The organism is Ruegeria sp. O6, from assembly GCF_056535045.1.
This window is the reverse complement of sequence record NZ_JBQERM010000001.1, coordinates 243,753-258,170: the sequence shown is the minus strand read 5'-3', so window position 1 is coordinate 258,170 and position 14,418 is coordinate 243,753. Positions and strand designations below refer to the sequence as shown.

Here is a 14,418-nt window from a genome sequence, read left to right as displayed (position 1 = left end):
TTGCGTGCTGGAAAATCAGTCAGCGAACGACATACACCGAGACGTTGGAATGCCGCACCACTCGCGCTGCATTCGGACCAAGCAGATAGTCCTTAAAATCCGGCTTATGCGCGCCGATCACAATCAGGTCGGAACCGGCACTTTCGGCGGTTTTCAGAATTTCCTGATAGGCTGTGCCTGTCGCAACGACATGGCGGATGCTTTCATTGCGCTCGGCCCCCAATGCCGAAATACACAGCGCCGTCAGCTTGGCCTGCGCCTCGGCCAACGCCTTGTCGTGAAAATCGGATTCAAAGAACCCGGACACCCAGCTTTCCCCGAAATCGGGCAACACAGTCACAACATCCAACTGTGCCCCTTCCAGATCCGCCAAATCAGCGGCTTTTTGCAGGACCGGAGCATCAATCTCACCATTGCTGATATCAATGGCACACAGAACAGAACGTGTCATGCGGGCACCCCTTGTCTGGCGGCACGGCCGCGTTGCAGGAACGCGATGAGACCCAAAAGGATCATCGCTGGGATATACACCAGCTGCTTGGGCAGCTGTTCGGACGGTAAGCTGACCGAGGCCAGGCGTACGGGTTCATCGCTATAGTAGTCAAAGATGCCCAGATCGTCGGCCACTGGCGTGCCAAACAGCGGCTCGTCAAGCTTGACCAACCCGTCCTCGGGAACCAGCAGCAGGCCCATCGCCTCGACCCGTGCGACCCCTCCTTCTTCGTCGCCCACAGTGACAACAACAGTTGTATCCACCATCTCGAGCGTATCGAAATCGGGGCCCGCGACGACCAGGCGTACATCGGTTCCCGGTGGTGTCTGACCAATGGTTTCTTCGAATGCAGCGGGTTCAACCGATTTGAACGGAGGCGAGATACGATCCATGAAAAAGTCTGGTCGAAACAAAGCAAATGCCACCAGAACGAGCGCGACACTTTCATAGATACGGCTGCGGGTCAGGAAATACCCCATCGTACCCGCCGTGAAGACCAGAATCGCTATGGTCGCGAAAACGGCCACCGTGATCCCTTCAAGCCATGTAACGTCGATCAAAAGAAGATCAGTGTTGAAGATGAACACAAAAGGCAGTGCCACAGTGCGCAGGCTGTAGAAGAACGCCGTGAAACCGGTTTTGATCGCATCACCGCCCGACACAGCAGCCGCCGCGAAGCTTGCAAGCCCAACAGGCGGTGTAACATCGGCCATAATCCCGAAGTAAAACACAAACAGGTGCACAGCGATCAACGGTACAATCAGCCCGCTTTGCGCGCCCAGTTCAACGACGACCCCGGCCATCAACGAGCTGACAACGATATAATTCGCCGTGGTCGGCAGACCCATGCCCAGAATCAGGCTGAGCAGCCCAACCATGACCAGCATAAGGATAAGATTGCCGCCTGAAAGGAACTCGACCAGGTCAGCCATTACCTGACCAACACCCGTCAAAGTCACTGTGCCGACGATCACGCCCGCAGTGGCAGTTGCCAGCGCGATACCGATCATGTTCCGTGCACCATCAATCAACCCCTGCCACAGGTCAGCGACGCCATCGACAAAGGTGTTCTTGAGATTGCTCTGCCCCCGGAAAAGAGCCTTGAGCGGTTTCTGCGTCAGCAGGATTACGAACAGCAAAGCGGTCGCCCAGAACGCCGACAGTCCCGGCGATTTCTGTTCGATCATCAGGAAGTAAACCAGAACGATGATCGGCAGCAGGTAATGCAAACCTGCCTTATAAATATCAGCGATAACAGGAAGCGTGACCTCTTTTGCATTCGGATCGTCCGGCTCAAGGTCCGGCACCTGAGCGGCCAGATAGAGCAATCCGACATAAACCGCGCAGACGATCAAGCTCAGCACCAGGCCTGCCGCAGACGGTACCCAGCTTGTTACAGCATCGACCGGGAATTGCGAGCCGTAACAAAGCCCTGCAAACACCAGGAAGAAAGCCAACATACCCACAACGGTTCGCGCCAGATGCACGTCACGGTCGCCCAAAGTCGGCATGTTTCGCTTCACAGCTTCCAAATGCACGATATAGACCAGCGCGATGTAAGAAATCGCCGCAGGGAGGAAGGCGTGGGTGATCACCTCGACATATGAGATGCCCACATATTCCACCATCAGGAAGGCAGCCGCGCCCATCACAGGTGGCATGATCTGACCGTTGACCGATGAGGCCACTTCGACCGATCCGGCCTGTTCACTGCTAAAGCCCACTCGCTTCATCAGCGGAATGGTAAATGTTCCGGTTGTCACAACGTTGGCAATCGACGAGCCCGAGATCAGGCCGGTTGCGGCAGAACCAACAACGGCCGCCTTTGCCGGACCACCGCGCAGATGCCCGAGCGCACCAAAGGCCATCTTGATGAAATAGTTCCCTGCCCCGGCCTTATCCAGCAGCGCGCCAAACAGCACGAACAGGAACACGAATTTGGTGGAAACGCCCAATGCGATGCCAAACACGCCTTCTGACGTGATCCACATGTGGCTCATCGCCTTTTTGAGACTCGCACCTTTCCAGCGGATAACTTCCGGCACCCATTCAGATGCGCCAAAGAAGACATAGGCCAAAAAGATCGTCGCGATAATTGCCATGGCCGGGCCAAGCGCGCGTCGCGCGGCCTCGAACAGTAGCACCAAGCCAAGCAACGCGACCCATTTGTCCGTATCGTCGGCCAAACCGCCCGCATTTACGATCTTGTTATAGAAAAAATAGCCATACAGCGCGACGAACGCACCGACCAAGCCCATGATCCAATCCTGAGTCGGGATAAAGCCACGCGGGCTGGACTTTAGTGCCGGATAAGCTGCAAAGGCCAGAAACAGAGCGAAGGCAAGATGGAATTGCCGCGCATTGTTTACCACACTGCCCGGCAACACGTAGTTCGCGAGCGGCGACGCCAGGATAACCTGAAAAATCGACCAGATCGCGGCTACAATCGCCAGGAAGACACCTACATTCCCGACAGGATTACGCCCGCCCGCGTCGGATGATGCGACCAGATCCTGAAGCTCTTCTTCGGAAAGCGGACGATTGGATTGAGTGTCGGAATTCATCAAATGTCTCCCCGTCGCGGCCATTTTTGACCTTCTAACTCACCTGCTTGGTACAGGCGTTGTGCAGGGCGCCCTAAAAAGCGCCCTGCTTCAGGTCTGGTTTACTGAATCCAGCCTTTTTCTTTGTAATACTTCTCGGCCCCCGGATGCAGCGGCGCCGACAGGCCGTCCGCGATCATTTCTTCGGGCTTGAGGTTGGCAAACGCCGGGTGCAGTTTTTTGAAGTCTTCGAAGTTTTCAAAGACCGAGCTGACCACCGCATATACCGCGTCGTCCGACACATCTGCCGAAGTCACAAAAGTCGCACCTACGCCAAATGTCTGGGTGTCGCCGTCAGAACCACGGTACATGCCACCGGGGATGGTTGCAGTACGGTAGAACGAATTGTCGTTGACCAGCTTGTCCACGGCTTCACCGCTGACATTCACCAGAACCGAGTCACAGGCTGTGGTGGCTTCCTGGATCGAACCAGACGGGTGACCAACGGTATAAACCATAGCATCGATCTGGTTGTCGCACAGGGCAGCCGATTGTTCAGCCGCTTTCAGCTCTGTCGCCAGTTCGAAATCATCGGTCGTCCAGCCCATTTCGCCCAGAAGAACTTCCATGGTGCCGCGCTGACCGGAACCGGGGTTCCCGATGTTCACGCGCTTGCCTTTCAGGTCTTCAAAGTTTGTGATGCCTGCATCGGCGCGGGCCACAACGGTAAAGGGCTCGGGGTGGACCGAGAAGACGGCGCGCAGATTTTCGAAAGGACCGGCCTCTTCAAATTTCGAGGTGCCGTTATACGCGTGATACTGCCAGTCGGACTGGGCAACACCGAATTCCAGCTCGCCTTCGCGAATTGTGTTGATGTTGTAGACCGAGCCACCGGTCGATTCGACCGAGCAGCGGACACCGTGTTCTTTCCGGCCTTTGTTCACCAGACGGCAGATCGCGCCACCTGTCGGATAGTAAACACCGGTCACGCCGCCGGTACCGATTGTAATGAACTCTTCGGCATAAGCCGCCGGAGCCAACATGGCTGCGGTTACAAACGCGCCGAGGCTCAATTTGCTGCTGTTTCTCATTTCAATACTCCCACATTTTTGTCTGGCAGTTGGAATTCAAATCGATCATCTGCCCATAAAACTGTGCCGATAACGATGATCGGCCCGCCTTACAGCAGGTGCAACCTGTTGAATTTTCCAGTTTCTCCCAACCCCTTTGAGGGTTCATTCAGATACTTTCAATGTCAAGGCCAGCGCCAGCCTGACTCGCATCAATCCGCATATATGAGCGCAAATTTCGAATTTTCCCCTCTGGCACACAGGAATACCCGCCAGATCGGTCTTCCTGATCTTTGCTCCCAAATTTGTTCAGGTCGGTTCAACAGCGGGTCGTATATGGTGCCATTTCGCAGGGAGAAGTTGATACCAGAGGACTGAAAGGAACCAGACCAGATCGAAAAGTAAGAATTAAGTGTGCGAACACGCAAGTGGCCCGAAAAGAAAAAACAGGAAGCAGGTTCCCCTAACTCCCTGTTTTTACTTTGGTACCCAAGGCCGGACTCGAACCGGCACGGTATCACTACCGGGGGATTTTGAATCCCCTGCGTCTACCATTCCGCCACTTGGGCCACGGACACTGGATTAGCGCCCATCAAAGGGAAGGTCCAGAGGCAAAAATCATCCAATAATCCATTTGTTTCCACTGCGATGGTTGACGGGCCGTCAGGTGCGTGGTTTGGCTTTCCCGGGTCGAGAACGGGATTTGAGTGCTAAATGTTGCGATCGCTTTATGACTGGACAATTCGTCTGGCGGAACACCCTCATGCGCTGTGGGCGCTGGCCGTAGTGGCTTTTGTCGAAAGCTCGTTCTTTCCAATCCCCCCCGACGTTCTGATGATTCCGATGATCCTTGCGCGCCCGTCGCGCGCCTGGCTGATTGCAACTGTTGCTCTGGTGGCTTCGGTTCTGGGAGGGATGCTGGGCTATGCGATTGGTGCGTTTTTCTATGAAAGTCTGGGGCAGCCCATTCTTGAATCCATGGGCAAGGCCCATGCGATGGAAGAATTCAACACCCGCTTCAACGATTTCGGGTTCTGGGCGGTCCTGGCCGCCGGAGTGACGCCTTTCCCGTACAAGGTCATCACCATCATGTCCGGCTGGACAGGAATGCCGCTTGGGACATTCATCGCAACGTCGATACTGGCACGAGCGCTCAGGTTCTTCCTTGTTGCGGCCTTGCTTTGGGGCTTTGGCGAGCCGATCCGTGAATTTATTGAAAAACGCTTGGGGCTGATGTTCACCTTGTTCATCGTCCTCCTGTTCGGCGGCTTCCTGGTGGTGAAATACCTATGACGAGACGTTCACAACTTATCGCACTGGCAAGTCTTGGGTCCCTGGCCCTTCTGCTGGCAGCTTTCGGCTTTCAATATCTGGGCGGCCTTGCCCCCTGTAAAATGTGTATCTGGCAGCGCTACCCGCATGGGGTCGCAATCGCGATTGGCGTTTTGGCGTTGGCCTTACCAAGGCTAAGTTTCCTGCCCCTCTGTGGCGCAATGGCCGCCGCCGCCACTTCGGGCATCGGGTTCTATCACGCCGGCGTTGAGCAGGGGTGGTGGGAAGGTCCGACCAGTTGCACATCCGGCAGCATCACTGGGATGTCGAATGACGATCTGTTCGATCAGATTATGTCCGCGCCTTTGGTTCGCTGCGACGATATTCCGTGGGAAATGTTCAACATCTCGATGGCTGGGTGGAATGCCATTGCCTCGGCTGTTCTGGTGCTGATCTGGCTCGCGGCGTGGAAGTCAGAGCGGGCCTAGAATTCGTCCAGCTCCGCGTCCCAATACAGAAAATCGATCCAGCTTTCGTGCAAGTGATTGGGGGGGAATTTCCGACCAACATTGCGCAGTGCTTCGGCGTCAGGCTGGCGCGGCGGCTTACGCAGGTTCATTCCTGCCTGACGCAGTGATTTCGACCCTTTGCGCAGGTTGCAAGGGCTGCACGCCGCCACAACGTTCTGCCAACTGGTCACCCCGCCAGCGGCGCGTGGCACCACATGATCAAAGGTAAGATCACCGCGACTGCCACAGTACTGGCATCGGAACTCGTCCCTCAGAAATAAATTAAAGCGCGTGAAGGCCACGCGCTTTCTGGGTTTTACATAGTCTTTCAAAACAACGACCGAAGGTATTCGGATCTGCGTACTCGGGCTGCGAACCACTTCGTCGTATTCGGCCACGATGTCGACCCGATCCAGCCAAGCGGCCTTGATCGCCTCTTGCCAGGGCCACAGGGACAACGGGTAATAAGACAGGGGGCGATAATCGGCGTTCAAAACCAATGCGGGATGATGCTTCAGCGCACCAGGCTCCCTGACAAATTCGGTCCTGAAGTCTCCGTCCATATCAGAATCGCTCCTCGCTCTGCTCTGCCTGTTTTTGACATCAGAGCGGGGAACACCCGCCCCGGCCTTAGTATAACTATATATCGTGTTAATACTCTGACAAGCCCTGATTTTCCACAATATGTCGCAAACTGGGTAATGCGAATCCGTAACAAGCGCATGACAGTTATCCACAGCTTGCGCGGGGTGCACTCTTCGGGGTATGCGCACGTCATGTCCTGGTTCATTCGCTTCAACAAACCTTATGATGTGCTGCCGCAGTTCACCGACCGCGACAATGCGGATACTCCGCGCAGTACACTGTCCGATTTCATCGATCTGCCCGGGGTTTATCCCGCCGGTCGACTGGACCGTGACAGCGAAGGTTTGATGCTGCTGACTGACCACGGCAAGTTGCAGGCGCAGATCTCGGACCCCAAGCACAAGATGGCAAAAACCTATTGGGTTCAGGTCGAAGGTATTCCGGACGAAACCGCCCTGAAAGCGCTGCGAAACGGCGTCGAGTTGAAAGACGGCCTGACCCGTCCGGCGAAGGTGCGGCAGATCGACGAGCCAGACAACCTGTGGCCCCGCACCCCGCCAATCCGCGAACGCGAGACTGTACCAGACAGTTGGATAGAACTGTCCATACGCGAGGGCAAAAACCGTCAGGTGCGTCGAATGACGGCCGCCGTGGGCCTGCCGACCCTGCGCCTGATCCGCTGCCGCATCGGTGACTGGACATTGGACGACCTGGAACCGGGCCAGTGGGACAGCCTGCCCATGCCGTCCCTGAACTCCACACCGCAACGAAAACGCGACCGTCGACCGCGCCGGTGACATACCCTGCCCTGATCTGCTAAACTCGGGTCATGAAACTAACCCCCGGAATACCGGCCCCTTCGGCGATTCTGGAAGCGTCGCTTTATGTCGATGATCTGGACGCAGCGGAACAGTTTTACGGCGAAGTACTGGGCCTGGAACGCATTCAGCGTGTCGCCGACCGCCACGTGTTTTACCGAATTGGCGGATCGGTCCTGTTGATCTTTAACCCGGAACAGACGGAACAGCCGCCCCTGAACCCGGACATGCCTGTTCCGTCCCACGGCGCCCGTGGTGCAGGACACGTGTGTCTTGTACTGACCCGAGATGAAATCGCGGTAATGCGCAAGCACCTTTTGGACTGGAATGTCCCCGTAGATGCAGAATTCGACTGGCCCGGAGGCGCACGTTCCTTGTACGTGCGCGACCCGGCCGGAAACTCAATCGAATTTGCGGAAGCCCATCTTTGGTCTTGAACCCATACAAAACGACCGTGTTCCGCTGAACTGACCTTACTGGCTAAAGGCTCAGCTTGTCGCGCATGAAGGCCAGAGCCACACTCAGCCCGTCCGGGGCGATTCCGTGCCCGGTGCCCTTCATGACATGGGCATAGACCTCTTTGAAACCGGCGGATTGCAGGGCCTCTGCCGCTTCGGGCAAGGATTGCGGCGGGACGACGTCGTCGGCATCGCCATGCACCAGCAGTACAGGCATCCGGCTGACGGTTTCGTCTGCCAGAAGGTCCGCCTCTAGCAAACGGCCTGAGAAAGCGACAATTCCGGCCACGGGGTCTTCGCGGCGGGGCGCGACATACAGGCTCATCATCGTGCCCTGGCTGAAACCAAACAGGACAACCTGTTCTGGCAACAGGTCTTCATCCACCATCAGAGCATCCAGAAAGGCGTTGAAATCCTCGACCGCCATTTCCATGCCCCTGCGCGCCTCTTCTTCGGACGACCCGTCAATCCAGGGAATCGGAAACCACTGAAAACCATTGGGCATTCCGGGGATCTGCTCGGGCGCGTCCGGGGCCACGAACAATGTGTCGGGCAGATGTTCACCCAGCGGGTCGGCCAAACCCAGCAGATCGGCACCGTTTGCGCCATAGCCGTGCACGAACACCACAACCGAGCGCGTGTCGCCCGAAACAGGCTCTTTCCGGAGCGCATTCAAAACCCGTGTCATCTGATCCCTTCTCTTTGCTTTGCAACCCGGTAATAGGCCCACAGCACCCGCGCCGCAACCGAGCGCCAGGGCGACCAGGCCTCGGCCATCTTGCGCAGTTCTTTATCCGTTGGGCGGTTGGGCAGGTCATAAAGGATGCGCGCGGCTTCTTGCAGCGCCAGATCACCAGGTGCGATCACATCAGCGCGACCAAGCGAGAACATGGCGTATATCTCCGCAGTCCAGACGCCAATGCCTGACACTTGCGTCAGCGTGGCCACAATTTCTGCATCAGAGGCATCACGTAACGCTTTGTAATCTATACGCGCTTCTGCCAGAGCCTTTGCATAGCGGATCTTCTGACGGCTTAACCCTACGGCCCGCAGATCGTCATCCGTTGCCCACATGATCTTTCGCGGACCCGTCAATTTGGCATCTTGCAGGCGTTTCCATATTGCATTGGCCGAAGCCACGCTGACTTGTTGGCTGACAATGGCACTCAGCAGTTGCGCGAACCCGTCGGGACGGCGACGTAACGGCAATGGGCCAGTCTGTTCCATTGCATAGGCCATGCGCGGACAGCTCTGGGCCAGCCAGTCGGCCCCTTCCGCCACACAATCCGGCGTTTCGATGATGCGGCCAACGGGCATCTGTTCTCCTTGCTCGGTTGTCACTGGCACGTTAGGCGCATGTGCCGCAGATGCAACCGGCTTGTGCCGCAAACACTTAGCCGATAACCATTCCGCCATGACCATGATCTCGACCCTTCCCGATGACCGTCAGGCCAAACGCAACGTTGCCGTCTTGGTGGCGGCGCAGGCCATTCTGGGCGCACAGATGCCAATGATGTTCATCGTCGGAGGGCTGGCGGGTCAGTCGCTGGCGACCAATCCCTGCCTGGCAACATTGCCCATTTCGCTGATTGTTCTGGGATCGATGCTGGCAGCCACGCCGATCTCGGCCATCATGCAAAAATGGGGGCGTCGGGTCGGGTTCCTTGTTGGCGCAACATCCGGTGCGTTGGGCGGGCTGATCGGAGCCTATGGCCTGTTTCTTGGCTCTTTCCCCGTCTTCCTTGTCGGCAGCCTGTTAACAGGCATCTACATGAGCGCCCACGGATTCTACCGGTTCGCCGCAGCGGACACCGCATCGGACGAGTTCCGCCCCAAAGCGATTTCCTATGTCATGGCTGGTGGATTGGCAGCTGCCATCATTGGCCCGCAGATCGTAAAGCTCACGTCCGAAGCCTACGTCATCCCGTTTCTGGGCACCTATCTGGCTGTTATTGGGATCAATGTTCTGGGGTCCGCCCTGTTCTTCTTCCTTGATATCCCAACACCTGCAAAACCCACCGGCACCGAGCCCAAGGGGCGGTCGCGACTGGAATTGCTGAAAACACCCCGCATCGCCGTGGCCATCATATGTGCCATGGTATCTTACGCGCTGATGAATCTTGTGATGACTTCGACGCCGTTGGCCGTGGTAGGTTGTGGTTACTCGGCCAATGACGCGGCTGACATCGTCACCAGCCACGTGCTGGCTATGTATGTGCCCAGTTTCTTTACGGGTCACCTGATCGCCCGGTTTGGCATCGAAAGGATTGTGGCGCTGGGTCTGGCAATTCTTGCAGCCGCTGGACTGGTCGCCTTGCAGGGCGTTGATTTAGGGAACTTTTTCGTCGCTCTCATTCTTCTTGGTGTTGGGTGGAACTTTGGCTTTATCGGCGCGACCACGATGCTGGCCGCATCGCATGAGCCGCAGGAGCGCGGCCGGATGCAGGGCCTCAACGACCTGCTGGTGTTTGGCGGAGTGACTATGGCCTCGCTGGCTTCGGGTGGATTGATGAACTGCTCGGGCGGTTCCCCGGTCGAAGGGTGGACAGCAGTCAATCTTGCTATGATCCCATTGCTGACACTGGCAGGCGGCGCCCTGTTGTGGCTGGTTCTGCGACCGGCCGACCCGGAACGGGCCTGATCACCAGCGCCCGCTGCCCGCAGTCCACATCAAGGACAGCCGTTGCTGTATTTCTCCCGGAACAAGATCACCGGAGGCAACACGTTCTGGGCTAGCTATTGCTTGCTTCAAAATCCGTTCGGCCAACCACCCGGAAAATAATGCTGGCCGTGCCTCGGCCGAAATCTCAGCCCGATGCGATCTGGCTTTTTGCAGGCGATTTAATGCGGTTCCGGCCAAGGCACGCACCCCTTCAGGGGTACCGTCCAAAAGCGGTATCCGCCCGCGTTGTTCCAGTTCAGGAATAGCCCTGAGCCAGTTCGCCACCCCAACCGCATATCCAAAGTCACGCAACACAGTTTCATCGGCCACCCCCAGCGCCTGGGCTGATGCAACAACCAATGAGCCCGTGCTGTGATCGATGTAGGCGTCAAAGTGCTCCTGATCCTCGAACGGATCACGATATATATCCCAACGCCTTACGGCCACATATTCATCCAAAACACCAGCCAGATGGGGCGAAAGAACCTGTGACAAGGGTGTTACTACCTCGTGCCGCCGTACGGTTGCCCCTTCAGCAATTTCCTGTAGCGCGTCACGCCACCATTGCAGCCGCATCTCGGCGATCATCGGCTCTTGCGTCACCCAGGGCGCGCGGGCAACTTCGACGTTTAACGCGTAAATCGGGAATAGGACTGCACGGTCTGCCACCGGTGCAGCCATCGCAGCGCGGAAACGATCTGGATCAGCCCGTTGCACAAGTTCCGCGCAGGCCTTGACGTCTTGGTCAAAGACCACGCTCACTCGGCTGCTGCCTTTTTCGGATCACAATCGCGCACCAGTTTCCATTGAATCGCATCCAGAAGCGCCTCGAAAGACGCATCGACTATATTCGCGCTGACGCCCACGGTGGACCAGCGCCGCCCCTGCCCGTCTTCGCTGTCGATGATGACACGCGTGACCGCTTCGGTGCCGCCTTGCGTAATCCGCACCTTGAAGTCGACCAGACGCATATCTGACAACACCTGTGAATACTGGCCCAGATCCTTGGCCAAGGCTTTGGCTAAGGCGTTCACCGGCCCCCTGTCGCTGCCTGACTCGTCCATGGATTCGCTGACAGACAGCTTCTTTTCACCATCCACTCTTACTACAACAACGGCCTCGGACAGGCTGACCATCTTGTTGTATTTGTTCTTACGCCGTTCAACGGTGACTTTGTAACGCTTGACCTCGAAGAACTCAGGCAATTGACCCAGCTCTTCCCGCGCCAGCAGTTCAAAACTGGCCTGAGCGGTGTCATAGGAATATCCATCCGCCTCGCGGGCCTTTATCTGGTCAAGGATGCGGCCAAGTGCGGGGTCACCTGCCTCAACACGCAAACCAGCCTCGGTCAAACGCTTGCGCAGGTTTGACTGACCAGCTTGGTTCGACATCGGAATGATGCGGGCGTTCCCGACGCTTGCGGGGTCCACATGCTCATATGTCGATGGGTCCTTGAGGATCGCGCTGGCGTGCAGTCCGGCCTTATGTGCAAAAGCCGACGCCCCGACATAAGCCGCCTGCTTGCTGGGCACCCGATTCAGGACATCATCCAGCATCCGGCTGATCCGGGTCAAACCAGCCAAAGCCTCACGGCTGACACCAATATCAAACTGCGACGCATAGGGTTCCTTCAACAACAGCGTCGGGATCAAAGCGGTCAGGTTCGCATTGCCGCAACGTTCGCCCAAACCATTCAATGTACCCTGAATTTGCCGTGCACCGGCCTCAACAGCAGCCAGAGAACAGGCAACGGCATTTTCGGTATCGTTATGGGTGTGAATGCCCAGCCGATCACCGGGCAGCCCGGCTGCGATCACCTCGGATACAATCCGCCCGACCTCGGACGGCAAAGCGCCACCATTTGTGTCGCACAGGACAACCCACCGCGCGCCAGCCTCAAGCGCTGCGCGACAAACATCCACGGCATATTCCGGATTGTCCTTGTAGCCGTCAAAGAAATGTTCCGCATCAAACAGCGCTTCTCGCCCCTGCGCGACGATATGCGCGACCGAGGCGCGCACGTTTTCTGTGTTCTCTTCCAGTGAAATACCAAGCGCGTGGGTGACGTGATAATCATGCGACTTGCCGACCAGACAAACAGCCTGCGTTCCCGCATTCATCACGGCTGCCAGCACATCGTCATTCTCGGCTGATCGTCCTGCGCGTTTGGTCATGCCGAACGCCGTCAACCGGGCCGCGGTCTTTGGGGCCACCTCGAAAAACGCGCTATCGGTCGGGTTGGCGCCGGGCCAACCGCCTTCGATGTAATCCACGCCCAAAGTGTCCAGCGCCTGCGCGATCTGCACTTTTTCTGCGGTCGAAAACTGCACGCCCTGCGTTTGCTGCCCATCGCGCAGGGTTGTGTCGTAGAGGTAGAGGCGTTCCTTAGTCATCAGACCTCCTCCAGCTTGGCAGCATCAAAACCAGCGCCAGGCACCAGTTCGACACTGTCCTTGCTCATTCGAACCTCAAGCCCCGCCGCAATATATGCTGCCTTCAAGCGATCAACTTCTGAGAAGTCCTTGCTTTGCATCGCGATTTCGCGTGCCTTCGCTAAACGGTCCGCATGAGAGGTCAAATCGACAGATGCGGTATCTGCCCAGTCGCTCATCTCAGGTAAAAGCAAACCCAGCAGTTGCGCACTGGCCAGCAGACCTGCGGCGTCACCGTCTGAAGCCAGACGATAAAGCTCGCTCATGGCACCTGCCGTATTCAGATCGTCACTTAGTGCTGCGATGACTTCAGGTGCCGCGCTGGCTGCGGGCTCGATGCCCGCTGTCAGCGCCCGCCACTTGCGCAGCGTCGCCTCGGCCTCACGCGCCTTTTTCTCGGTCCAGTCCATCGGCTTGCGATAGTGCGTCTGCAGAAAGACGAAGCGGATTACCTCGCCCGGCACACCCTGCTCCAACAGATCATGCACGGTAAAGAAATTGCCCAGCGATTTGGACATCTTCTTGCCCTCAACCTGCAACATCTCGTTGTGCATCCAGACCCGCGCAAACTCCCCATGCGGGTGAGCGCATTTGCTCTGGGCGATCTCGTTTTCATGATGCGGGAACATCAGGTCATTGCCACCCCCGTGGATATCAAAGCTCTCGCCCAGCAGTTCATAGCTCATGGCCGAGCATTCGATGTGCCAGCCCGGACGTCCCCGGCCCCACGGGCTGTCCCAGCCCGGCAGATCATCAGTCGAAGGCTTCCACAACACGAAATCCATCGGGTTTTTCTTGTATGGAGCCACCTCGACCCGCGCGCCCGCAATCATGTCATCGACCGACCGGCCAGACAGTTTGCCATAGCTTTCTTTCCAGCTGTCGACCGCGAACAGAACATGACCTTCGGCGGCATAGGCGTGACCCTTGGCAATCAGGTCTTCGATCATCGCGATCATCTGGGCGATATACTGGGTCGCGCGTGGCATCTGGTTGGGTTCCAACGCTCCCAACGCGCCCATGTCGTGCAAGTACCAATCGATGGTCTCGTCCGACCGCTCCTGCACCAATTGCTCAAGCGTGCCTTCTGCGCCCGCCTGTTTGCGCGCCAATGCCGTTGCGTTGATCTTGTCGTCCACGTCGGTGAAGTTGCGCACATAGGTCACGTGCTCTGTGCCATAGACATGGCGCAACACGCGGTAGAGCACATCGAACACAACCACCGGGCGGGCATTACCCAAATGGGCACGATCATAGACCGTTGGGCCACAGACATACATCCGCACGTTTTCAGGATCGATCGGTACGAAGTCTTCCTTCGTCCGCGTCCGTGTGTTGTGCAGCTTGATCGTCGTCATCGGTCGGGCTCCTAAGAAACAGTAAAGGCTTACGCGTTGGCGCGGGCTTAGCAACTTGTCTCAGGGATGAAAACGAAAGAAACCGGCCCGCTTGATAAATCAGCAGGTAATGCAGCAGATAATAATGATGCAGGTCACCGGGTTCATGGGACATCGGTTAGCATGGGATCATTCCCAAGCCAAGTGTTGAGTTTGCCATCCCCGTTCGGCACAGTGCC

The 14,418-nt window shown here is 57.1% G+C and carries 14 protein-coding genes and 1 tRNA gene; 5 read left to right on the top strand and 10 right to left on the bottom strand.

Features of this window, described 5'->3' with window-relative positions; all coding sequences use genetic code 11:
* Positions 1-19: 19 nt before the first annotated feature.
* From ACR0DY_RS01275 to ACR0DY_RS01260, 4 genes are all read right to left on the bottom strand, one after another.
* Positions 20-451 (bottom strand): universal stress protein, encoded by a 432-nt coding sequence (locus ACR0DY_RS01275; RefSeq protein WP_480545556.1) that lies wholly within the window; start codon positions 449-451, stop codon positions 20-22.
* Positions 448-3,057 carry a TRAP transporter permease gene (locus ACR0DY_RS01270; RefSeq protein WP_480545555.1) on the bottom strand — a complete coding sequence of 870 codons (2,610 nt, stop codon included), beginning with the start codon at positions 3,055-3,057 and terminating at the stop codon, positions 448-450. The genes ACR0DY_RS01275 and ACR0DY_RS01270 overlap by 4 nt, the downstream gene beginning before the upstream one ends.
* A 101-nt stretch (positions 3,058-3,158) precedes the next feature.
* The gene (locus ACR0DY_RS01265; protein ID WP_267364467.1) at positions 3,159-4,127 is read right to left on the bottom strand and encodes a TAXI family TRAP transporter solute-binding subunit; all 969 of its coding nucleotides are present in this window, start codon (positions 4,125-4,127) and stop codon (positions 3,159-3,161) included.
* 462 nt (positions 4,128-4,589) lie between these two features.
* Positions 4,590-4,675 (bottom strand) — tRNA-Leu (locus tag ACR0DY_RS01260).
* 145 nt (positions 4,676-4,820) lie between these two features.
* On the opposite strand from ACR0DY_RS01260, the gene ACR0DY_RS01255 reads away from it, so the two are divergent.
* Both ACR0DY_RS01255 and ACR0DY_RS01250 read left to right on the top strand, forming a co-directional pair.
* Positions 4,821-5,399 carry a YqaA family protein gene (locus tag ACR0DY_RS01255; protein WP_480472921.1) on the top strand — a complete coding sequence of 193 codons (579 nt, stop codon included), beginning with the start codon at positions 4,821-4,823 and terminating at the stop codon, positions 5,397-5,399.
* Positions 5,396-5,866 (top strand): disulfide bond formation protein B, encoded by a 471-nt coding sequence (locus ACR0DY_RS01250; protein ID WP_480537932.1) that lies wholly within the window; start codon positions 5,396-5,398, stop codon positions 5,864-5,866. Before ACR0DY_RS01255 ends, ACR0DY_RS01250 begins: the two co-directional genes overlap by 4 nt.
* Here ACR0DY_RS01250 and ACR0DY_RS01245 read toward each other — a convergent pair.
* Entirely contained in the window at positions 5,863-6,450 is a 588-nt protein-coding gene (locus ACR0DY_RS01245; RefSeq protein ID WP_480485548.1) for an HNH endonuclease, read from the bottom strand. The genes ACR0DY_RS01250 and ACR0DY_RS01245 overlap by 4 nt on opposite strands.
* A 213-nt stretch (positions 6,451-6,663) precedes the next feature.
* Here ACR0DY_RS01245 and ACR0DY_RS01240 point away from each other — a divergent pair, with 213 nt between their 5' ends.
* Together ACR0DY_RS01240 and ACR0DY_RS01235 are read left to right on the top strand one after the other, a co-directional pair.
* The gene (locus ACR0DY_RS01240) at positions 6,664-7,269 is read left to right on the top strand and encodes an rRNA large subunit pseudouridine synthase E (protein WP_480557910.1); all 606 of its coding nucleotides are present in this window, start codon (positions 6,664-6,666) and stop codon (positions 7,267-7,269) included.
* Between the two features lie 32 nt (positions 7,270-7,301).
* Positions 7,302-7,727: a VOC family protein gene (locus tag ACR0DY_RS01235; RefSeq protein ID WP_480564639.1), complete on the top strand. Its 426-nt coding sequence runs from the start codon at positions 7,302-7,304 to the stop codon at positions 7,725-7,727.
* A gap of 43 nt (positions 7,728-7,770) precedes the next feature.
* Here the strand turns inward: ACR0DY_RS01235 and ACR0DY_RS01230 are convergent, their stop codons facing one another.
* Together ACR0DY_RS01230 and ACR0DY_RS01225 are read right to left on the bottom strand one after the other, a co-directional pair.
* Positions 7,771-8,436: an alpha/beta hydrolase gene (locus tag ACR0DY_RS01230; RefSeq protein WP_267364470.1), complete on the bottom strand. Its 666-nt coding sequence runs from the start codon at positions 8,434-8,436 to the stop codon at positions 7,771-7,773.
* Positions 8,433-9,065 (bottom strand): DNA-3-methyladenine glycosylase family protein, encoded by a 633-nt coding sequence (locus tag ACR0DY_RS01225; protein WP_480564636.1) that lies wholly within the window; start codon positions 9,063-9,065, stop codon positions 8,433-8,435. Before ACR0DY_RS01225 ends, ACR0DY_RS01230 begins: the two co-directional genes overlap by 4 nt.
* 97 nt (positions 9,066-9,162) lie before the next feature.
* Between ACR0DY_RS01225 and ACR0DY_RS01220 the strand changes: the two genes are divergently transcribed.
* Positions 9,163-10,389 (top strand): MFS transporter, encoded by a 1,227-nt coding sequence (locus tag ACR0DY_RS01220; protein WP_480480803.1) that lies wholly within the window; start codon positions 9,163-9,165, stop codon positions 10,387-10,389.
* Here the strand turns inward: ACR0DY_RS01220 and ACR0DY_RS01215 are convergent, their stop codons facing one another.
* From ACR0DY_RS01215 to cysS, 3 genes are read right to left on the bottom strand one after another with little or no spacing between them, the layout of a single operon-like run.
* Positions 10,390-11,166 (bottom strand): squalene/phytoene synthase family protein, encoded by a 777-nt coding sequence (locus tag ACR0DY_RS01215; protein ID WP_480481667.1) that lies wholly within the window; start codon positions 11,164-11,166, stop codon positions 10,390-10,392.
* A gap of 2 nt (positions 11,167-11,168) precedes the next feature.
* Complete coding sequence (gene cimA / locus ACR0DY_RS01210) at positions 11,169-12,803, bottom strand: citramalate synthase (RefSeq protein WP_267364474.1); 1,635 nt, start codon at positions 12,801-12,803, stop codon at positions 11,169-11,171.
* Positions 12,803-14,200, bottom strand: a complete 1,398-nt coding sequence (gene cysS / locus ACR0DY_RS01205; protein WP_480480801.1) for a cysteine--tRNA ligase — start codon at positions 14,198-14,200, stop codon at positions 12,803-12,805. Before cysS ends, cimA begins: the two co-directional genes overlap by 1 nt.
* Between the last annotated feature and the right edge of the window lie 218 nt (positions 14,201-14,418).

What these genes read in the sequence shown, in the direction of transcription:
- ACR0DY_RS01245 (WP_480485548.1), bottom strand. Translation starts at nt 6,450, where the DNA reads ATGGACGGAGACTTCAGGACCGAATTTGTCAGGGAGCCTGGTGCGCTG.
- ACR0DY_RS01220 (WP_480480803.1), top strand. Translation starts at nt 9,163, where the DNA reads ATGACCATGATCTCGACCCTTCCCGATGACCGTCAGGCCAAACGCAAC.
- ACR0DY_RS01230 (WP_267364470.1), bottom strand. Translation starts at nt 8,436, where the DNA reads ATGACACGGGTTTTGAATGCGCTCCGGAAAGAGCCTGTTTCGGGCGAC.
- cimA (WP_267364474.1), bottom strand. Translation starts at nt 12,803, where the DNA reads ATGACTAAGGAACGCCTCTACCTCTACGACACAACCCTGCGCGATGGG.
- cysS (WP_480480801.1), bottom strand. Translation starts at nt 14,200, where the DNA reads ATGACGACGATCAAGCTGCACAACACACGGACGCGGACGAAGGAAGAC.
- ACR0DY_RS01270 (WP_480545555.1), bottom strand. Translation starts at nt 3,057, where the DNA reads ATGAATTCCGACACTCAATCCAATCGTCCGCTTTCCGAAGAAGAGCTT.
- ACR0DY_RS01240 (WP_480557910.1), top strand. Translation starts at nt 6,664, where the DNA reads ATGTCCTGGTTCATTCGCTTCAACAAACCTTATGATGTGCTGCCGCAG.
- ACR0DY_RS01275 (WP_480545556.1), bottom strand. Translation starts at nt 451, where the DNA reads ATGACACGTTCTGTTCTGTGTGCCATTGATATCAGCAATGGTGAGATT.
- ACR0DY_RS01255 (WP_480472921.1), top strand. Translation starts at nt 4,821, where the DNA reads ATGTTGCGATCGCTTTATGACTGGACAATTCGTCTGGCGGAACACCCT.
- ACR0DY_RS01265 (WP_267364467.1), bottom strand. Translation starts at nt 4,127, where the DNA reads ATGAGAAACAGCAGCAAATTGAGCCTCGGCGCGTTTGTAACCGCAGCC.
- ACR0DY_RS01225 (WP_480564636.1), bottom strand. Translation starts at nt 9,065, where the DNA reads ATGCCCGTTGGCCGCATCATCGAAACGCCGGATTGTGTGGCGGAAGGG.
- ACR0DY_RS01250 (WP_480537932.1), top strand. Translation starts at nt 5,396, where the DNA reads ATGACGAGACGTTCACAACTTATCGCACTGGCAAGTCTTGGGTCCCTG.
- ACR0DY_RS01235 (WP_480564639.1), top strand. Translation starts at nt 7,302, where the DNA reads ATGAAACTAACCCCCGGAATACCGGCCCCTTCGGCGATTCTGGAAGCG.